Here is a 20,030-nt window from a genome sequence, read left to right on the forward strand (position 1 = left end):
AAGTGTGATGGCTTGTTCAGGCCGGCCAATAGCTAAGCGCGCGTTGGACAGCTGGGCAAGTAAAAGCGACTGCATAGCCATACAGATTGGCGATAGTCGTCATCCCGTTGAGCTATATAAGAGGGGCTGCTTTGTAGTCTATTCGTGGCGACGAACCGCAGCGAATGGGGCGCAAAGCGCCCCTGGGGGCCATTCAGACCGCTTTGGCCCGTGCGGCATGCAGCTTCTTGTAGCTGTCGATCAGGCGCAGGTGTCGGTCCAACCCTTCAAGCTTCATGCTGGTCGGGGTCAGCCCGTAGAAACGCACGCTGCCGTCCACCGAGCCCAGCACCGCATCCATTCGCGGGTTACCGAACATGCGGCGGAAGTTGGCCTCGTAGTCTTCGATTTCCAGCTCGTCGTCCAGCACCACTTCCAGCACCACGTTCAACGCCTGGTAGAACAAGCCACGCTCAACCGTGTTGTCGTTGAACTGCAGGAACGCCTCGACCAGTTCCTTGGCGTCCTCGAAACGCTGCAGCGCCAGGCAGATCAGCAGTTTCAGCTCGAGGATGGTCAGCTGGCCCCACACCGTGTTGTCGTCGAACTCGACACCGATGAGCGTGGTGATGGTGGTGTAATCGTCCACCTCGCAGTTGTCCAGGCGCTTGCGCAACGCGCGCAAGGCGCGGTTGTCGAGGCTGTGCAGGTTGAGGATATCGGCACGGAAGCCCAGGGCGCGGTTGGTGTTGTCCCAGATCAGGTCCTCGACCGGGTAGATCTCCGAGTAACCCGGCACCAGGATGCGGCAGGCGTTGGCGCCGAGGTTGTCGTACACGGCCATGTACACCTCTTTGCCCAGGTCTTCGAGGATGCCGAACAGGGTGGCGGCTTCCTGGATGTTGGAGTCCTCGCCATGGCCACTGAAGTCCCACTCGACGAACTCGAAGTCGGCCTTGGCGCTGAAGAAGCGCCACGACACCACGCCGCTGGAGTCGATGAAGTGTTCGACGAAGTTGTTAGGCTCGGTCAGCGCATGGCTTTCGAACGTCGGCTGTGGCAGGTCGTTGAGGCCCTCGAAGCTGCGGCCCTGCAGCAGTTCGGTCAGGCTGCGCTCCAGCGCCACTTCGAAGCTTGGGTGTGCGCCGAACGAGGCGAACACACCGCCGGTGCGCGGGTTCATCAAGGTTACGCACATTACCGGGAATTCGCCGCCCAGCGATGCGTCCTTGACCAGCACCGGGAAGCCCTGCTCTTCCAGGCCCTGGATACCGGCGACGATGCCCGGGTACTTGGCCAGCACCTCCTGCGGTACGTCCGGCAGGCACAGCTCGCCTTCGAGGATCTCGCGCTTGACCGCCCGCTCGAAAATCTCCGACAGGCACTGCACCTGTGCTTCGGCCAGGGTGTTGCCGGCGCTCATGCCGTTGCTGAGGAACAGGTTTTCGATCAGGTTGGACGGGAAGTACACCACCTGCTCGTCCGACTGGCGCACGAAGGGCAGCGAACAGATGCCGCGCTCGGTATTGCCCGAGTTGGTGTCGTACAGGTGCGAACCTCGCAGCTCGCCGTCCGGGTTGTAGATCTCGAGGCAATGTTCGTCGAGGATTTCGGCCGGCAGCGCGTCCTTCGGCCCTGGCTTGAACCACTGCTCGTTGGGGTAATGCACGAACGGCGCGTTGGCGATTTCCTCGCCCCAGAACTGGTCGTTATAGAAGAAGTTGCAGTTCAGTCGCTCGATGAACTCGCCCAGCGCCGAGGCCAGCGCGGCCTCCTTGGTCGAGCCTTTGCCGTTGGTGAAGCACATCGGCGACTGCGCGTCACGCACGTGCAGCGACCACACGTTGGGGACGATGTTGCGCCACGAGGCGATCTCGATCTTCATGCCCAGCCCGGCCAGCAGGGCGGACATGTTGGCGATGGTCTGCTCCAGCGGCAGGTCCTTGCCGGCGATGTAGGTGGTGGTGTCAGCCACCGGCATCAGCAGGCCCTGGGCATCGGCGTCGAGGTTGTCCACCTCTTCGATGATGAACTCCGGGCCGGTCTGCACCACTTTCTTGACCGTGCAGCGGTCGATAGAGCGCAGGATGCCCTGACGGTCTTTCTCGGAGATGTCTTCCGGCAGCTCGACCTGGATCTTGAAGATCTGGTTGTAGCGGTTCTCGGGGTCGACGATGTTGTTCTGCGACAGGCGGATGTTTTCGGTGGGGATATCGCGCGTCTGGCAGTACAGCTTGACGAAATAAGCAGCGCACAGGGCCGACGAGGCAAGGAAATAGTCGAACGGCCCCGGGGCCGAGCCATCGCCCTTGTAGCGGATCGGCTGGTCGGCGATTACCGTGAAGTCGTCGAATTTGGCTTCAAGACGAAGGTTGTCGAGAAAGTTGACCTTGATTTCCATGCGGGGGTACCAGAAAGCGTGCGGAACGAATGGCGGGCATTATCCGGTTTTTTTACCGGGAAGTCTTGGGGCGCCGCCCTGCCCTTGCCCAATTGCGCATTCCACCGGATTGCTTGCCTGATCCTCTGAACCTGCAGTGCCTGCCAGACCGCCGGTCACAGCCCTGTGCTAGCGTTTCTGGATTGGGGAACAACGTATTCCCCACCGGACCGCAAACGACGACAACCGATGATCAGCAGGTGAGCCATGGAACTTCGAATCAACCAGAAGACCTACCAGGTCGAGGCCGACGCCGACACGCCGCTGCTGTGGGTGATCCGCGACGATCTGGGCCTGACCGGTACCAAATACGGCTGCGGCCTGGCCCAGTGCGGCGCCTGCTCAGTGCTGGTGGACGGCAATGTGGTGCGTGCCTGTGTCACGCCGGTGGCCGGGGTGGTCGGGCGTGACGTGACCACCATCGAAGCCATAGAGGCCGATGATGTGGGCAAGCGCGTGGTCGCCGCCTGGGTCGAACACCAGGTGGCCCAGTGTGGCTACTGCCAGTCCGGCCAGGTGATGGCGGCCACCGCGCTGCTCAAGCACACCCCCAAACCCAGCGATGCGCAAATCGATGCGGCCATGGTCAACCTGTGCCGCTGCGGCACCTACAACGCCATCCATGCCGCCGTGCACGAACTTGCCCAAGGGGAGAAGGCCTGATGAACACGCCTGTCGATATCCCTGCAGCACTGCGCGACCTGCCCCTGGGCGAAACGGTCAACCTGTCGCGTCGGCGCTTCCTGGCCGGGACGGCAGTCGGCGCCCTGGTCCTCGGTTTCGGCCTGCCGCTGGGTTCCGCCCGGGTTCAGGCAGCCACGGCTGCCGCCCAGGAACGCGGCACCCAGGTGCCTGCATTCCTGGAGATCCGCCCCGACAGCACCGTGCGCCTGCTGTGCCCGTTCATGGAAGGCGGCCAGGGCACCTACACCGCCATGGCGCAGATCGTCGGTGAAGAACTGGACGCCGACCCGGCGACCTTTGTCGTCGACAGTGCCCCACCCGGCGAAGCCTATGTGGTGATGGAAAACGGCATGCGCATTACCGGCGGGAGCATGTCGGTGCGCATGAGCTACCCCACCATGCGCCGCCTCGGTGCCCTGGCCCGGGCCATGCTGTTGCAGGCGGCGGCCGACCAGTGGGGCGTGCCGGTGGCCGAACTGACCACCGAACCTGGCAAGGTGCTGCATGCCGCCTCCGGCCGTTCGCTGGCCTATGGCGAGCTGGCCGAACGCGCCATGGACCTGCCGGTGCCGGACCCGGCCAGCGTGCCGTTGCGCGACCCCAGCCAGTTCCGCTGGATCGGCAAGCCGGTGCGCCGCGTCGATGCCTACGACAAATCCACCGGCAAGGCGCTGTACACCATCGATATCAAGGTCGACGGCATGCTCCACGCCGCCGTGCAGCATGCGCCGCGGCTGGGCATGACCGTAGGTGGCCTGCGTAACGAAGCACAGGTCAAAGCCATGAAAGGCGTGCACTCGGTGCACTCGCTGCCCGGCGCCGTAGCGGTGGTGGCCGAACGCTGGTGGCACGCCAAGCGCGCGGTCGAAGCCATCCAGGTGGACTGGCAGGAACCGGGTGCCGACAGCAAGGTGCGGCCAATGCCTGCCGACTTCTCAAGTGACGCCTGGCGCGACCACCTGGCCGCCCAGCAGGGCCCGGCCCGCGACGATGAGAACGAAGGCGATATCGCCGGTGCCCTGGCCAACGCCAAGACCCAGGTCGAGGCCACCTACCACAACCAATACCTCAACCACGCTCAGCTGGAACCGCCTTCAGCCATCGCGCGTTTCAACCCGGACGGCTCGCTTGAGGTATGGCTACCCAACCAGGCGCCGGACATGTTCCGCGATGACATCGCCAAGCGCACTGGCCTCGCGGCAGACCGGATCACCCTGCATTCGCCGCTGCTGGGCGGCTTCTTCGGCCGCCACTTCCTGTATGACTCGGCCAACCCTTACCCGCAGGCGATCTTGCTGGCCAAGGCCGTCGGCCGGCCGGTCAAGCTGATCTGGAGCCGCGAAGAAGAATTCCTGCGTGATGTACTGCGGCCCGTCGCCGTGGTCAAGTTCCGCGCCGGGCTCGATGCCGACGGTTTGCCTGTAGCCATCGAAGCGGTCAGCGCCACTGAAGGCCCGACCGAAGCCTTGGCCGGCAAGCAAGGCGAGAAGATCGACCCGACCGCGCTCGAAGGGCTGTCAGGCAAATCGTACGCCATCGCCAACAAGCGCATCGCCCAGATCTACGTCAAAGGCCCAGCCATGCTGGGCTACTGGCGCTCGGTGGGCAACTCGCTGAACGACTTCTTCTATGAATCGTTCCTCGACGAACTGGCCGACAAAGGTGGCAAGGACCCGTTCGAGCTGCGCCTGCACCTGCTGCGCGACAACCCGCGCCTGACCACCCTGCTGCAGGCAGTGGGTGAGCTGTCCGGCGGCTGGAAGCGTGGGCCGTTTACTGCCGAAGACGGCAGCAAACGGGCACGTGGCATCGCCATGGCCTCGCCGTTCGGCTCGGAAGCGGCGGTCATTGCCGAAGTGTCGTTGGAAGGCGGCCAGGTCAAGGTGCACGACATCTGGCAGGCGATCGACCCCGGCAGCATCGTCAACCCGGCGATCATCGAAGCCCAGGTCAATGGTGCCGTGGCGCTTGGCCTGTCGCAGACGCTGGTCGAGGAAGCGGTGTTCATCGATGGCAAGCCACGCGCGCGCAACTACGACCTGTACCCGATTCTGCCGGCCTCGCGCATGGCCCGGGTGCATGTGCGCATCGTTGAAAGCGGCGCGAAGATGGGGGGCATTGGCGAGCCGCCGTTGCCAGCCGTGGCACCTGCCGTGGCGAACGCCGTGGCGCAGCTCACGGGCCAGCGCGTGCGCAGCCTGCCATTGAGCCGCCATACCTTCAGCTGACCGGACAAGGACCGCCCCATGACCCAGAGTCGCTTCGCAAGAACCGCAACCTGGCTGGCGCTGCCGTGCCTGGTCGCGGCAGGCCTGCTGGCCTGGTACGTCACCCGCGAGCCTGCCTCGCCGTTCGGCAACGAACAGAACGCCAGCCTCGACCCGGCGCTGGTCAGCCGCGGTGAGTACGTGGCCAGGCTCAGCGATTGTGTCGCCTGCCACAGCCTGCCCGACGGCAAGCCCTTCGCCGGCGGGCTGGAAATGGCCACACCGCTGGGGGCGATCCACGCCACCAACGTGACGCCAGACGCTGCAACCGGCATCGGCACCTACAGCCTCGCCGACTTCGACCGTGCCGTGCGCCATGGCGTCGCGCCAGGTGGCCGACGGCTGTACCCGGCCATGCCCTACCCTTCATACGCCAAGCTTAGCGATGACGATGTGCGGGCGCTGTATGCCTTCTTCATGAAAGGCGTGCAGCCTGCGCAACAAGCGAATATCCCCAGCGACATCCCCTGGCCACTGAACATGCGCTGGCCGATTGCCCTGTGGAACGGGGTATTCGCCGCCACCACACCTTATGCGGCCAAGGACGGGCAGGACGCGTTGTGGAACCGCGGCGCCTACATCGTCCAGGGCCCCGGCCACTGCGGCAGCTGCCACACCCCACGGGGGCTGGCGTTCAACGAAAAAGCCCTGGACGACAGTGGCAAGCCGTTCCTGGCGGGCGCACTGCTCGATGGCTGGTACGCGCCAAGCCTGCGCGACGACCACAACACCGGCCTGGGCCGCTGGAGCGAGGCCGAGATCGTGCAGTTCCTCAAGACCGGGCGCAACCAGCACGCGGTGGTCTACGGCTCGATGACCGAGGCGTTCAACAACTCCACCCAGTTCATGAGTGATGACGACCTGGCGGCGATTGCCCACTACCTGAAATCACTGCCGGGCGACCCGCAACGCGACGGCGCACCCTGGCAGTACCAGGCGGTCTCCGCGGCCACACGCCTGGATGCCCCAGGTGCCCACACCTACGTGACCCGCTGTGCAACGTGCCACGGCCTGGACGGCAAAGGCCAGGCCGAATGGATGCCGCCACTGGCGGGGGCCACCTCGGCTCTGGCGAAGGAGAATGCCTCGGCGATCAACATCACCCTCAATGGCTCGCAACGCATCGTCGCCGCCGGCCTGCCGGATGCCTACCGCATGCCAGCGTTCCGTGAGCAGCTGTCGGACCAGGAGATCGCCGATGTGCTGAGTTTCGTGCGCAGTACCTGGGGCAACCAGGGCGGTGCGGTGGATGCCCAGGCCGTCGGCAAGCTGCGCGGGGATACCGACCCGGCCAGCAGCAGCCCGATCATCTTGCACATGCGCTGAGGAGCCCTGCCCATGGAAAGTATCGACCTGTTGGTGCTACGTACCGCCCGCGACTGGCTCCAGGCCGGCGACCGGGTGCTGCTGGCCACTGTGGCCCGCACCTGGGGCTCATCGCCAAGGCCAGTCGGGTCGATGATGGCCCTGCGCGGTGATGGCCGGGTGATTGGCAGCGTGTCCGGCGGCTGTATCGAGGATGATCTCGTGCACCGCTATACCACTGCCTACCACGGCGATGGCATGCCGGCGGGACCGCCCCGCGTGGTCCGTTATGGCGTCAGTGCCGACGAGGCTCACCGCTTCGGCCTGCCCTGCGGCGGCACCCTGGAACTGATCCTCGAGTTCGGCCCCTCCTTGCCGAGCCTGCAGCAGCTTCTGCCACGCCTGGACGCCGGTAACCTGGTGCGTCGCGAGCTGGACCTTGGCAGCGGTGACGTACAACTGACCACCACCCGCGCGCCCGAGCAATTCAGCTTCGATGGCCAGCGCATGGTCAACACCCTGGGCCCCGGCTACCGCATGCTGCTGATCGGTGCCGGGGTGCTGGCCGAATACCTGGCGACCATGGCACTGTTCAACGGTTTCAAAGTGGCCGTCTGCGACCCTCGCCCGGAATACATGGACGGCTGGAACGTCGCGGGCGTGGAGAAGATCGTCGGCATGCCGGACGACGTGGTCAAGGCCTTCACCCCCGACCTGCGCAGCTGCATCGTCGGCCTCAGCCACGACCCCAAACTGGACGACCTGGCCCTGCTCGAAGCCTTGCACAGCCCGGCGTTCTATATCGGCGTGATTGGTTCACGGCGCAACAATGCACTGCGCCGTGCGCGACTGATCGAGCATTTCGGCGAAAGCGAACACTCGCTCAAGCGCCTGCATGGGCCCATCGGCATCTACATCGGCAGCAAGACACCGGCGGAAATCGCGGTCAGCGTCATGGCCGAGATTCTCGCGATCAAAAATGGCGTGGCGCTACCCGGCGAGGTCAGTGTGACCGTGGCCAAGGGAGCTGAAGAAACCAGGGCTGAATTGCCAACTGCCAGAGCCGTGCATGCCAGTCCGGATGCTGCGCACCTCTAACCGGTTCAATGCTGCACGTTCGCCTGCTCCTGCCTCCAGCGCTCAAGGTTTTTCTCCAGCAATTGCCCCGGTAACGGGCCGGAGACGATTTCCTTCATCTTTTGCGCCAACCGTTCACGCAGCGCAGGCTGATTGCACCGCGACTCGCGGGACAGCGCCAGGTACAAGCCTTCACTGGACACCGGCGGTTCGAGGAACTTCAGCTGCTTTTCCATACGCAGCGTGCGCGCCAGCGCCATGCCGGGGTACTGTTCGTAGATCACATAGTCGTTGCGTTTGTGCAGCAGCTTCTCGAACGCCTGCCTGGCGCTGGGCACCGCTTCGAGCGTGAGGTTGGCCGTGGCGTAGTCGTCGAACTGCTGGCCGTGGCTGTTGCTGACCAGGGTACCGCCCGTGTGCCCCCGCAGGTCGTGCCAACTGCGGTAGGCAAAAGCCGCGTCCTGGCGAACCCAGACAACGCTCGGCGTATGCAGGAACGGCGGTTTGACGAAGTGCATCTCCTGCTGACGCGCCTGGGTCAGAAAGTAGCCGGCCAGCAGGTCGATACGGCCGGTGCGCACTTCTTCCTGCGCCCGCGACCAGGGGCCACCGTAAAGCACCTGTATCTTCAGCCCCAGCGCCTCGCCCAGGTACTTGAGCAGGTCGGCATTAGCGCCGATCAATTGTTGGGGGTTGTGAGGGTCACGCCACAAGTAAGGGGGGTATTCAGGGTTGCCGGTGGCCGTCAATTGCTGACATGCATCGTCCGCCGCCGACAGCTGAGGCAGCAGCAACAGGCACAGCGTTAACAACAAGGACCGGCCAGACCCACGCTCGACCATCGCCACCCTCGGAACATGCGGCCTTCGGCGGCCAGGCGTGGTCGCGAAAGGCTGCCACATCCTGTGGACGTCTGCTGTACGGCTGTCCGCATGTATTACACAGTCTGGACCAGAATCAGCCGGCCGCCAGCACTTTTCACCCTGCTCAGATCAAGCGGGCATACGCGCCATAGACCGCCTTGCGGCCGCCTGGAACACACCGCGCAACGCCTTGATCTGCGCTTCTGTAAGGGTTTGGGCGCACGTCAGCCCCTGCAAGAAGCCAATACCCCAGTTCTTGGTCTGATCCAGCTGCTGACGGTTTTCGGCTTCAGCGATATCGCCCAGGTGGAGCGCGGCATGATGTTCATAACGGTCGCCCAGCGCCAACGTGCGCAGTTCACCCAGCGCGACCTTGAATTCTGCAGCGGCAACATCGTCCAGGCCCAGGTGCTCATACTGAAGCAGGCTCAGACGGTCGGTGGCGGTCATCTTCGAATCTCCGTTTCTCTATAAAAGGAGCAGTTGCATGAAAATCACCGACCAAGGGTGGACGCATCCGGGTGCCAGGCGTTGGTGGTGTCGTTATGGGGCTTGTATACCATAGGTGAGGCCTGTCGCCCTAGCGGTGTGCGCCGTCCGGTTGCCTGCAGGGTTGGCGGTCGATTACCGGCATCCCTTTTGTCGCACAGCTTAAATTTAAATTGAATTTAAGTTAAAAGTGACCCAGCCTAAGCTCACGTATTTTTATTGAGGAGCCGAAGCCATGGCGACAACGCCGCGCGAACCACGCAAGGATGGCGAAGCCACCCGTACCCGCATCCTCCAGGCCGCCGGCGAGCTGTTCGCCGCAGTAGGTTACGCCGAAGCCAGCAACAAGGCGGTCGCCGCCAGGGCCGAGGTCGACCTGGCTTCGATCAACTACCACTTCGGCAGCCGTAACGGCCTGTACCTGGCCGTGCTGGACGAAGCCCGGCGGCGCTTTCTGGACATTACCGACCTGCAGCGGATCACCTTGGGCGAGCAACCGGCGAGCGAAAAACTGCGCGCCCTGGTCGAGCTGGTGGTGCGCAAGGCATCGCAGGGGCGCAACAATTGGCACCTGCGCGTGCTGGCGGCCGAGATCCTTGCCCCCAGCCCGCACGGCCAGGCGCACCTGCAAACCGGCGCGCCGTTGAAGCTGGCGCTGCTCAAGGGGCTGTTCAGCGAAATAACCGCGATCCCGCCGGAGCACCCGGCCCTCACCCGCTGCATCCTCTGCGTCACTGCCCCCTGGGCGATGCTGCTGATCGGGCCACGCGGTACATCCGGCGCCCTGCACGAGATGCTCGGCATGCCCGCCGACGAGGTTGCCGCCCACCTTTACAGCTTCGCACTGGCCGGCCTGCAGGAAAGCAGCCGTCAGTATGCCCAGGGCAAAGGCCAGTGACCGCCCCCCAACGCAGCCCTCAAACGCACCCTTCATTGCAAGGCGGCCCCATGCAAACGACACCCGACAACCTACCCGCACTGGCCGTGCCGCAGGCGCAGGCCTCCATCCCTTTGCTGCTCGGCGCATTGATGCTAGTGATGTTCCTCGCCGCGCTCGACCAGACCATCGTCTCCACGGCGCTGCCAACCATCGTCAGCGACCTTGGCGGGCTGCGCTGGCTGTCGTGGGTCGTGACGGCCTACCTGCTGGCGTCCACCGTGGTGGTGCCGCTGTATGGCAAGTTCGGCGACCTGTATGGCCGCAAACGCGTGCTGCAGATCGCGATTGCCTTGTTCCTGCTGGGCTCGGCGCTGTGCGGTGTGGCGCAGGACATGACCCAGCTCGTTGTGTTCCGCGCCTTGCAAGGCCTGGGCGGCGGCGGCCTGATGGTGGTGGCCATGGCGGCCATCGGCGACGTCATCCCGCCCGCCGAGCGCGGGCGCTACCAAGGCCTGTTCGGCGGCGTGTTCGGCCTGGCGACGGTAGTTGGCCCGCTGATCGGCGGTTTTCTGGTCGAGCACCTGTCCTGGCACTGGATCTTCTTCATCAACCTGCCGCTGGGGCTGCTGGCGGTGGTGGTGATCGGCAGTGTGTTCCGACCGCATGTGGCCCCCGTGAAGCACGTGGTCGACTACATCGGCGCGTTCTTCCTGACGGTGATGCTGGGCTCGCTGGTGCTGATCACCAGCCTGGGCGGCAGCCTGTTGCCATGGGCCTCGCTCGATCTGCTGTGCCTGGCACTGTTCGCCGTGATCGGCCTGGTCGGCTTCGTTTGCGAGCAGCGCCGGGCCGCCGAACCGATCATGCCCCTGCACCTGTTTCGCCACCGCACGTTCGTGCTGGCCGGGCTGATCGGCCTCATCGTCGGCGTGTCGCTGTTTGGCTCGGTGACCTTCCTGCCGCTGTACATGCAGGTGGTCAAGGAGGCCTCGCCGACCAGCGCCGGCCTGCAGATGCTGCCGCTGATGGGCGGCCTGCTGGTGGTGTCGGCGATTACCGGGCGGCTGATCAGCCGCTGGGGGCGCTACCGCGTGTTCCCGATCGTCGGCACGCTGCTGCAGGTGATCGCCCTTGGGCTGTTGAGCCGGCTGGAGCTGGATACGCCGATGTGGCAGATGAACCTGTACATGGGCCTGCTGGGCGCCGGGCTGGGCATGGTGATGCAGGTGTTGATCCTGGCCGTGCAAAACAGCGTCGAACGCCGCCACATGGGCGTGGCGACGTCAGGGGCCACGCTGTTCCGCTCCATTGGCGGCTCGGTTGGCGTGTCGGTGTTCGGCGCGCTGTTCTCGCATGCCTTGCTCGATGGGCTGCCCGCCGACTTCGCCGCCAGCGCCGGCGGGGCCGCGAGCCTGTCGCCGACGGCGGTACATGCCTTGGCGGCGCCCCTGCAGCAGGCTTACCTCGCGGCGTTCTCCGAGGCCATGCACGGGGTGTTTCTGCTGGCGGCGGTGGTGACTTGCGTGGCGTTCGGGTTGTCGTGGTGGTTGCAGGAGGTGCCGTTGCGTACAGCGCACGCCGAGTAATCTGCCCGCAGTGGCATGCCCTCAAAAAAACAGCATGCTGCAGAGCACAGGGTTCACCCGTGCTCTGCAGCATAAGCCGAATCCTACCCTGTGTTGTAACCCCCGCTGCAGTTGGGTTGATTTTCACGTCAACTCGTGACTGAGCACATCGTTTTCAGAACTCCATGGGTTGAATAACAACAGCGAGCCAGCATAGAGCCCGCTCATAATCTCAACAAACAAATATAAATTTACACTTTCAGGCTCGACCAATGCCCTTTCATAAGAGCATCTTTCTAAAGCGACAGCACAAACAAAAATCTTTCAGCGCCGATATAAGACGACCACCTGTAGGAACACTCCTACATATTATCCAGATAACACCATTAAGAAAGAATTTTCCTACAGAAACATCTAAATCCTTTACACAACCGTGATCAGAGCCTTTCTGACCTGAATGTTTCCCCAAGCATTCAGGAATGTGCGAGGCGGCAAGAACATCAGGATGCCCACACATGAGCAAAAACAAATTGCTGGCGCAGCTTGAAACGAAAGTGGAGGCGAAAGGGGCAGTTGTCACACATTCTGAACCCGAGTCAGTGATCGGCCAGATACCATTCACCTGCATGGCCGACCCGCAATTCCAGATGCGCGGCGGTTTCAAGAACCCCATGGTCGACGCCGCGATGCCCTTGTTCGGCATGGTGATGCGCGTGCGCAAGCTCGATGCCTTGCCCAACATCGTCGAGGTGCGCAAGCTGGTGCACATCCAGATCACGGCGATTGTGCAGGAAAGGTATTCAGCGTACTGCAAGGGATGATGCAGGAACCGAAGCGTTTCAAGGACGTGCTTGAGTTCATGTATTACTGTGTGTGCCTTGGCCTGAAGGGCAAATACGCCATCGAGCCCAGAGGTGAAGAAAGCCTGCAATGCCTGATCATGGACTTGTACGCGATCATCCGCGAACTTCGCGGCCCCGTGGGGGCCAGTTATGTGGATCAGGTGGTGGCACGGTATGGCGGGAACAGCGTAACTGGAAAAGGTGCAGCAGCAACCTTGGGACGATTGAAGCTTTGGGGAGCCAGCCTTGCGGGTATTGGAGGCTTGGTATTGTCTTGGTGGGACTTTGCCGATTGGAAGGACCATTACACGGAAAACCGGCATGGGCCCACTCCGCAGAGTAGAAGAAGATCAAGTGTTATCGCGATCGCTTACGCTGCACGGGGCGTGGCAACCATTTCATTATCATTGGCAGAGCTTGGGACCGCTATCGCGATTGCCAAGCCCTTCTTTGACTATCTGACGCTTACTTCAGAGAACAAACTTATTCGCATTCTTGGCAGCACGATGAGCGAGCTATCGGCAAGCCTTGGTTCGCAAACCGCACGCCTTCTCCTCGCACGCTTGGTTTTAGGGGCATTTTGGATAGGGTTAGCCATCACGGTATTGATTATTATATTTGATGATGACGCCCTGGAAAAATGGTGCAAGCAATCAATATATCGCAGCAATCGAGCTCACAATAAGGTTCTTGCAGAGAAAATTGAGCTCAAGGCGCTCTTCTCGGCTGTACGAGGGGTAATCTGATGTATCTGATCGAGTGGAGCTGGTGGGGATTGCAAAAGATATCTGCCGACAAGCGGAGAGAGACTGATCTTTCAAAATCACACACCCGTAAAAAAATTGAAAAAGATATTTACGAGAGCGACTTAGATGAAGTCCATTTTCGGAGTGCAAGCAACACCCCCAAACAGCCGACCCCTCTATATAGTTTTAATGAAAAATACATGGATATTCGCTGCGGAGGCTCTGAAGAAAAGCGCGGACTCATCACACTCATGACAATAGGAGGCATACTCCCAGCGATCTATGTAACAACATTTTCGGCTATTGGATTCGCCTACTTAGATATTACCGAGCCGCACCTCAGCTCAATTGTGACAATATTGCTGACACTGTTCATGACCGCATTAAGCTCAACTATTATCTACCTATATTTCAAATACGGTTTCCAGATCACTCGACTGGAAGCCTTCACCAGCCGCCACCTAATAATCCGTTTCAATCGAATTACGCAACAGGTGCATCTTCATCGCCCAAAATATTGCGGAGGCATCGTCACCCTGCCATGGCGAACCACCGGTAGCAGTGCAGTGAACCCCAGAGACGATCATACAAGCCTTGGCATGTGCCAAATTCTTCATTGGCAACCCGCACTGACCGGGTTACCTCATCTAGAGATGGCGATGATAGGTACACAAGGTCAGGGCGGTAGTGAACTGCGCGACCAGTGGGAATTCATCCGCCGCTACATGGAAGAAGGCCCAGACTCCATCCCCCGCCCCCGCTTGAGCACGCAACTCCCTTCTCCGATCCAGGCATTCAGCGCTCAATTCGAAGGGATGGGGCGATTTTTCCGCAACAGCAGCTGGCAGTTCAAAGTCATCTTGCTGCTGGTCTGGCCTGCTTTCGTCATCCTTGGGACCGCGCACTGGGTCAGCCTCATGCTGTGCTGGAGGCCCCGCTGGCCCAAGGTCATCCGTGAAGCAGGCATGCCTGGCAAGCCTGTTCCGCCGTTGACCACCCTGGCTGACTATCCACCAGAGGTGCAAGAACGCCTGCTCGCCAATGCTGACCGTTGGCAACTCAAGCCGGGTAAACGCCCGGAGAAAAAGCCGCGTAAACCGCGTACGCGCAAGGCGTAATCGGCATCTCGATAAACCCGCTTCTGCAAAAGGAAGCGGGCATCGTTAAGGTCACTTGATGAACCGCACCTGGCTATTGATCTTCTCGATGACCGCCCCCTTGCGCTCATTGAACCGCGCCTTGTTCTGCTCGAACAGGTTATTGCCCTTGGTGTCGATGGAGATGATCAACGGCCCGAACTCCCGTACGCGGTTGACCCACAGGGTTTCCGGCATGCCCAGGTCCTGCCATTCAGCGCGTTCGATCTCTTCGACCTGGGTCGCAGCGAGCACCGCGCAGCCCCCGGGGAACACTGCATGCACGGCCTTGTTCTCCAGGCAGCCGGTGGTGGTCTCCGGGCCCATGCCGCCTTTGCCGACGATCAGTTTCACGCCGGTTTCCTCGATGAACTGCTTCTCGAACTTTTCCATGCGCATGCTGGTGGTCGGCCCGATGGAGACCATCTCGAAGCTACCATCGTCCTTCTTGCGCACAATCGGCCCGGCATGGAAGATCGCGCCGCCGCGCAGGTCCACCGGCAGTTCGCGTTTCAGTTCGATCAGGCGGCGATGGGCGACGTCGCGGCAGGTGACCAGCTGGCCGGTCAGGTAGACCACGTCACCAACGTTGAGGTCGGCCAGGTCTTCGTCCCTGATGGGTGTGCTGAGAATCTTTTTCACGGTGTTTTTGTTCACGGTGCTCTGGCTCACAGGACTACGCCCTCGTGCGAAAGGATGTCATAGGACAAATCGGCGTTGATGCGGATCTTGCCGCGGCGGTGCGCCCAGCAGCCGGTCGACACGGCGACACCGATGGTCGAGGGGTGGCGTGCCGAGGACTCGATGTTCACGCCCATGACGCTGCTGTTGCCGGTCAGGCCTTGCGGGCCAATGCCGATTTCGTTGAGGCCGTCCTCCAGCAGCTTTTCCATCATCGCCGCGCTTTCGTTGGGGTGGCTGGAGTCCACCGGGCGCAGGATGGCGCGCTTGGACAGGCGCGCCGCCGTCTCCACCGAGGTCGATACGCCGACCCCAACCAGCAACGGCGGGCAGGCATTCACCCCGCGTGAGGTGATCACATCGAAGACGAATTCAGTCACCCCTTCATAGCCCTGCCCCGGCATCAGCACCTTGGCCGAACCGGGCAAGGTGCAGCCGCCACCGGCCATGTACACATCGACGATGGCGTGGTCGGCGTCGGGGATGATTTCCCAGTCCAGCCACGGGATCTTCGAGCCAGTGTTGGTGCCGGTGTTCTTCTCGATGAAGGTTTCCACCGCGTTGTGGCGCAGCGGGCCCTTGATGGTCGCCTCACGCGTGGCGTTTTCCAGGATGGCTTCAAGTTCGCCCAGCAACGGGAAGCGTGCACCCGCCGAAATGAAGTACTGAATGACGCCAGTGTCCTGGCAGCTGGGGCGGTCCAGCTTGTCGGCGTATTCCTGGTTGTCGGCCATCGAGTCGTACACCGCGATGGCCAGCGGATTGGTTTCGGCGGCGCGCAGCTTGGCGGTCTTTTCCTTCACGTCCTTGGGCAGGCGCTTGCCGATGTAGGCGGTGAACTTGGCCATCACGTCGGTCAGTGATGACACGGCTGTTTCTTTATCCACGGGTTATCTCCTCAGGGCATCACAAGGCAGGTATTGCTTGTCGGTTCAGGCGCTGGTGGGGGTTGTCGCGGCCTGCACTACAGGGGTAGGTGATTGGCTTTTATCGGGCTCCGGCTCTACCTGGCCGTCGAGCACCTGGGCCATGCGGGTGCTGTCCAGCGCACCGACCCACTTGGCGATCGCCAGGGTGCCGACCGCATTGCCGATGGTGTTGGTGATGGCGCGGGCCTCGGACATGAAGCGGTCAACGCCCAGCAGCAGGACCATGCCGGCCACCGGAATGTTGTCCATGGTCGCCAGGGTCGCGGCCAAGGTGATGAAGCCGGAGCCAGTGACGCCCGCCGAACCTTTGGAGGTGAGCAGCAGCACACCAAGCACGATCAGCTGGTCCATCAAGGTGAGTGGGGTGTTGGTGGCCTGGGCAATGAAAATGGCCGCCATGGTGTAGTAGATGCACTGGCCATCGGGGTTGAAGGTCAGGCCCGACGGGATCACCAGCCCCACCACCGGCTTGGATACCCCCACGTTCTCCAGCTTGTTCATCAGCTGCGGCACCACCGACTCGGACGAACTGGTGCCCAGCACGGTGAACAGCTCTTCGCGCAGGTACTTGAGAAACTTCCACAGACTGAAACCCGACAGGCGCGCGATGGCACCGAGGATGATCACCACGAACAGGAAGCAGGTCAGGTACATGGTCGCCATCAGCTTGCCCAGTGACACGATCGAGCCCAGGCCATACTTGCCGACGGTAAAGGCCATGGCGCCACAGGCCGCCAAGGGTGCAACCCGCATGACCATGCCGACGATGTAGAACATGCCGTGGGAAAACGCCTCAAGCACATCGACCACTGGCTTGCCGCGCTCACCCAGGTTGGCCAAGGCAATGCCCAGCAAGGTCGAGAACAGCAGGATGGGCAGGATCTCGTTTTTGGCGAACGCGTCGATCACGCTGCCGGGGATGACGTGCAGAAGGAAATCGATGAACCCACCCGAGCCGCTGGCGGCCGCTGCGGTGTAGCTGGAGATGGCCTGGGCATCGAGGGTGGCAGGGTCGACGTTCATGCCCTGCCCCGGCTGCACCAGGTTGACCACCACAAGGCCCAGTACCAGGGCGAAGGTCGACAGCACTTCAAAATAGATTAACGACCGCACGCCGACACGGCCGAGTTCCTTCATGTTCTCCATCTTGGCGATGCCCAGCACCACCGTGGCGAAGATGATCGGTGCGAAGACCATCTTGATCAGCTTGATGAAGGCGTCACCCAGCGGTTTCATATCGGTGCCGACCTGCGGCCAGCATACGCCGACCAGGATGCCCAGTGTCACACCTATCAGCACTTGTACGTACAGCTTGCCTATCAATCGCTTGGCCATTGCCGTCTCCGAATTATTGTTGTGGTCGGATGAATGTGGCGGCTGGGCTAGCAGGTGCGTGCAGGCAGGACGCGCGTTAGCCCAGATTACGTGTGGTTGGTCACGTGGGCTTAAGGTAAGGCGTTTTCACAAGTGCGGTAATACAGTTGAATTCACGTCATTATTTACCTGCAGTTAATACTGGCGCTAGGCACCTTTGCGGTGACGTTGCCAATCCGAGCTATCCTCTCTGGTGCAATTCCCATCCCATGGAGGTGTGCCATGCGTCCATTCACATGGAGTTGTCTGATAGTGCTGCTGTGCGCAGCCCCAACCCTCCAGGCCCAATCGGTAGTTCCCCTCAAAGGCCAGAGCAGCCAGCAAATGCAACTGGACATCAACGACTGCAATAGCGTGGCCGCCAACGCGGCCAACAGCGCCGCCACCCCGTCCAGCCCGCATGTGGGTGGCCGGGTGAAAGGTGCAGCCGTGGGCGCCACCGCCGGAGCGGTGGGTGCGCAGGTGCGGGGCAACCAGCACGATGAGCTGTACGACCGGGCCAGCGACGACACCAAGCAGCAATACCGGCAAAACCGTGCAGGCGAAGTTGCCGCCGCCGGTGCGGTAGTCGGCGGAGCGCGACAACGTCAGGAGCGCCGGCAGGACCGACGTAGCCAAAGCCAGGCACAAAGCTCGGCGCAGGCCAACGCCTACAGCGGTTGCCTGCAGGGGCGCGGTTACCAGGTCACCCCATGAAACCGCACGCTGTCTGCCTGGCAACAGCACATCAGCAGAATGTCCCACTGCGTACAGACCGCTACCCGCTGCATCTGCCTTGCCAGCGATCTCTTCGCAACCGAGCCATGGCGGCGTACGCCTCGCGCTTGGTCCGTATTCGCAGGTAAAGGCGTGGCCACAGGTGCTTGGCAAACCGGTCGATGATGTTTGCCGAGCACGACGGTGGCTATATGGCATGCACTCTGCAATCGAATGGGCACACCCCCATTCGACTGGACCTTGCAATGCGCCTGACCGACCTGGCCTTCGCCCTCCCTCGTAGCCTCAAGACCCTGACCGCCGCCGGCCTGGTCGCGCTCATTCTCACCCCCACGGCCCAGGCCGAAACCTCGCCCAAGGACGTGCGCCTGGACTACGCCTACTACTCCCCCGTCAGCCTGGTGCTCAAGCATTTCGGCTGGGTGGAAAAAGCCCTGCCTGATTCCAAGGTCAGCTGGGTGTTCAGCCAGGGCAGCAACCGCTCGCTGGAATACCTCAACAGCGGCGGCGCCGACTTCGGCTCATCCGCCAGCCTCTCGGCCGTGCTGGCCCGCGCCAACGGCAGCCCGATCAAGTCGGTGTATGTATACAGCCGCGCCGAATGGACCGCGTTGGTGGTGGCCAAGGATTCACCGCTCAAAAGCATCGAAGATCTCAAGGGCAAGAAGATCGCGGCTACAAAAGGGACCGATCCCTACCTGTTCACCTTGCGCGCGCTGGAAAAGGCCGGGCTGAAAAAAGACGACGTGGAACTGCTGCACCTGCAGCACCCTGACGGTCGCACCGCGCTGGAAAAAGGCGACGTCGACGCCTGGGCCGGCCTCGACCCGCACATGGCCGCCAGTGAACTGCAAGCCGGCTCGCGACTGCTGTACCGCAATAAGGACTTCAACAGCTATGGCGTGGTCAGCGTGACCGAGACGTTCGCCAAACAGCACCCGCAGACCGTCGCCACGGTGATCAAGGCCTACGAGCAGGCCCGCCACTGGGCAGTCGCCCACCCGGAGGCGTTCGCCAAACTGCTGGCTGACGAATCCAGGCTGCCACTGGATGTGGCCAAGCTGCAGCTGTCGCGCACCGACCTTTCCACCCCGCAACTGAACGCCCAGGACGTCACCGCCTCCAAGGCTGCGGCGCCTATCCTGGTTTCTGAAGAGCTGGTCAAGCGTGGCGTCGACGTCAATACCGTTGTCGATCAGTTGATCGACCCTTCCTTCGGCAAGGCCAGTATCGAGTGATGAGCACCCACAGCAACCTTCTGGCCGCAAGCCCCACCCGCCCACGGCAATGGCCGCGCCGGCTCAAGGGCCTGGCGCTGCCGGTGGCGATCATCCTGCTGCTGGAAGCCGTGGTGCGCCTGGGCTGGATCGCTTCCTACCAGATGCCCGCGCCCAGCGAGGTCGCGCAAACCCTGCTGCAGCTTGCCGACGGTGCGCTGTGGAAACACATCGGCGCCAGCCTGTCGCGGGTGCTGGCCGGTTTTGCCATCGGTGCCCTGCTCGGCCTGCTGTTCGCTGCCTGGGTGGGCCTGAGCCGCGAAGCCGAAGCCTGGCTGGAGCCCACCTTCGCCAGCCTGCGGGCAATCCCCAGCCTGGCCTGGGTACCGCTGTTGCTGCTGTGGCTGGGCATCGGCGAAACGTCCAAGGTCACGCTGATTGCCATCGGCGCGTTCTTCCCGGTGTACCTCAATGGCGTGGCGGCAATCCGCAACATCGACCGCAAACTGGTGGAGGTGGCGCGCATGTATGGCTTCGGCCCCCTGCGCCTGGCGCGCCGGGTACTGCTGCCGGCGGCCATCCCCGGGGTGTTCACCGGGCTGCGCAGTGCGCTGAGCCTGAGCTGGATGTTCCTGGTCGCGGCCGAGCTGATCGCGGCCACCCGCGGGCTGGGCTACCTGCTCAGCGACGGTCGAGAAACCTCGCGGCCCGACCTGGTGCTGGCAGCGATCATCGTCCTGGCGCTGCTTGGCAAGCTCAGCGACGGGTTGCTGGCGGGGTTGGAGAAACGCTGGCTGACCTGGCGCGACACCTTCGATGGCACCGACACAAAGGCCTGA

General features: G+C 62.4%; 18 protein-coding genes. 12 read left to right on the forward strand and 6 right to left on the reverse strand.

Annotated elements, in window-relative coordinates; translation table 11 throughout:
• Nucleotides 1–193 precede the first annotated feature (193 nt).
• A complete protein-coding gene (locus tag ACIPIJ_RS12365) occupies nt 194–2,380 on the reverse strand; it encodes an OsmC domain/YcaO domain-containing protein (protein WP_401076803.1) in 2,187 nt (728 codons plus the stop codon).
• A 246-nt stretch (nt 2,381–2,626) separates the two neighbouring features.
• Between ACIPIJ_RS12365 and ACIPIJ_RS12370 the strand changes: the two genes are divergently transcribed.
• The 4 genes from ACIPIJ_RS12370 to ACIPIJ_RS12385 are packed head-to-tail and all read left to right on the forward strand — an operon-like array spanning nt 2,627 to nt 7,773.
• A complete protein-coding gene (locus ACIPIJ_RS12370) occupies nt 2,627–3,082 on the forward strand; it encodes a (2Fe-2S)-binding protein (protein WP_401076805.1) in 456 nt (151 codons plus the stop codon).
• Nucleotides 3,082–5,331 (forward strand): molybdopterin cofactor-binding domain-containing protein, encoded by a 2,250-nt coding sequence (locus ACIPIJ_RS12375; protein ID WP_401076808.1) that lies wholly within the window; start codon nt 3,082–3,084, stop codon nt 5,329–5,331. The genes ACIPIJ_RS12370 and ACIPIJ_RS12375 overlap by 1 nt, the downstream gene beginning before the upstream one ends.
• Before the next feature lie 18 nt (nt 5,332–5,349).
• Nucleotides 5,350–6,696 carry a c-type cytochrome gene (locus tag ACIPIJ_RS12380; RefSeq protein ID WP_401076811.1) on the forward strand — a complete coding sequence of 449 codons (1,347 nt, stop codon included), beginning with the start codon at nt 5,350–5,352 and terminating at the stop codon, nt 6,694–6,696.
• Between the two features lie 12 nt (nt 6,697–6,708).
• Nucleotides 6,709–7,773 (forward strand): XdhC family protein, encoded by a 1,065-nt coding sequence (locus tag ACIPIJ_RS12385; protein WP_401076813.1) that lies wholly within the window; start codon nt 6,709–6,711, stop codon nt 7,771–7,773.
• A gap of 5 nt (nt 7,774–7,778) precedes the next feature.
• Here the strand turns inward: ACIPIJ_RS12385 and ACIPIJ_RS12390 are convergent, their stop codons facing one another.
• Nucleotides 7,779–8,594: a substrate-binding periplasmic protein gene (locus ACIPIJ_RS12390; RefSeq protein WP_401076816.1), complete on the reverse strand. Its 816-nt coding sequence runs from the start codon at nt 8,592–8,594 to the stop codon at nt 7,779–7,781.
• A 150-nt stretch (nt 8,595–8,744) separates the two neighbouring features.
• Nucleotides 8,745–9,065 carry a hypothetical protein gene (locus ACIPIJ_RS12395; RefSeq protein WP_401076819.1) on the reverse strand — a complete coding sequence of 107 codons (321 nt, stop codon included), beginning with the start codon at nt 9,063–9,065 and terminating at the stop codon, nt 8,745–8,747.
• Between the two features lie 274 nt (nt 9,066–9,339).
• Here ACIPIJ_RS12395 and ACIPIJ_RS12400 point away from each other — a divergent pair, with 274 nt between their 5' ends.
• The 5 genes from ACIPIJ_RS12400 (at nt 9,340) to ACIPIJ_RS12420 (ending at nt 14,255) form a co-directional block, all read left to right on the forward strand.
• A complete protein-coding gene (locus tag ACIPIJ_RS12400) occupies nt 9,340–10,002 on the forward strand; it encodes a TetR/AcrR family transcriptional regulator (protein ID WP_401076821.1) in 663 nt (220 codons plus the stop codon).
• Nucleotides 10,003–10,052: 50 nt separating this feature from the next.
• Nucleotides 10,053–11,570, forward strand: coding sequence for an MDR family MFS transporter (locus ACIPIJ_RS12405; RefSeq protein ID WP_401076824.1), 1,518 nt, complete (start codon nt 10,053–10,055; stop codon nt 11,568–11,570).
• 494 nt (nt 11,571–12,064) lie between these two features.
• A complete protein-coding gene (locus ACIPIJ_RS12410) occupies nt 12,065–12,370 on the forward strand; it encodes a hypothetical protein (RefSeq protein WP_401076827.1) in 306 nt (101 codons plus the stop codon).
• A complete protein-coding gene (locus tag ACIPIJ_RS12415; RefSeq protein WP_401076830.1) occupies nt 12,367–13,137 on the forward strand; it encodes a DotU family type IV/VI secretion system protein in 771 nt (256 codons plus the stop codon). Before ACIPIJ_RS12410 ends, ACIPIJ_RS12415 begins: the two co-directional genes overlap by 4 nt.
• Entirely contained in the window at nt 13,137–14,255 is a 1,119-nt protein-coding gene (locus ACIPIJ_RS12420; RefSeq protein WP_401076832.1) for a DUF6708 domain-containing protein, read from the forward strand. The genes ACIPIJ_RS12415 and ACIPIJ_RS12420 overlap by 1 nt, the downstream gene beginning before the upstream one ends.
• Before the next feature lie 51 nt (nt 14,256–14,306).
• Here the strand turns inward: ACIPIJ_RS12420 and ttdB are convergent, their stop codons facing one another.
• Genes ttdB through ACIPIJ_RS12435 form a run of 3 tightly spaced genes read right to left on the reverse strand, consistent with a single transcriptional unit; the run spans nt 14,307 to nt 17,218 of the window.
• Nucleotides 14,307–14,930 carry a L(+)-tartrate dehydratase subunit beta gene (gene ttdB, locus ACIPIJ_RS12425; RefSeq protein WP_401076835.1) on the reverse strand — a complete coding sequence of 208 codons (624 nt, stop codon included), beginning with the start codon at nt 14,928–14,930 and terminating at the stop codon, nt 14,307–14,309.
• An 11-nt stretch (nt 14,931–14,941) separates the two neighbouring features.
• On the reverse strand, nt 14,942–15,841 hold the full coding sequence (gene ttdA, locus ACIPIJ_RS12430) for a L(+)-tartrate dehydratase subunit alpha (RefSeq protein WP_401076838.1): 900 nt from the start codon (nt 15,839–15,841) through the stop codon (nt 14,942–14,944).
• Between the two features lie 45 nt (nt 15,842–15,886).
• Entirely contained in the window at nt 15,887–17,218 is a 1,332-nt protein-coding gene (locus tag ACIPIJ_RS12435) for a dicarboxylate/amino acid:cation symporter (RefSeq protein WP_401076841.1), read from the reverse strand.
• 261 nt (nt 17,219–17,479) lie between these two features.
• On the opposite strand from ACIPIJ_RS12435, the gene ACIPIJ_RS12440 reads away from it, so the two are divergent.
• From ACIPIJ_RS12440 to ACIPIJ_RS12450, 3 genes are all read left to right on the forward strand, one after another.
• Nucleotides 17,480–17,953, forward strand: coding sequence for a YMGG-like glycine zipper-containing protein (locus ACIPIJ_RS12440; RefSeq protein ID WP_401076844.1), 474 nt, complete (start codon nt 17,480–17,482; stop codon nt 17,951–17,953).
• Between the two features lie 266 nt (nt 17,954–18,219).
• Entirely contained in the window at nt 18,220–19,212 is a 993-nt protein-coding gene (locus ACIPIJ_RS12445; RefSeq protein ID WP_401076846.1) for an aliphatic sulfonate ABC transporter substrate-binding protein, read from the forward strand.
• The gene (locus tag ACIPIJ_RS12450) at nt 19,212–20,030 is read left to right on the forward strand and encodes an ABC transporter permease (RefSeq protein ID WP_401076849.1); all 819 of its coding nucleotides are present in this window, start codon (nt 19,212–19,214) and stop codon (nt 20,028–20,030) included. Before ACIPIJ_RS12445 ends, ACIPIJ_RS12450 begins: the two co-directional genes overlap by 1 nt.

It is taken from the genome of Pseudomonas sp. NPDC087185 (genome assembly GCF_044744955.1).
Lineage (GTDB): Bacteria > Pseudomonadota > Gammaproteobacteria > Pseudomonadales > Pseudomonadaceae > Aquipseudomonas.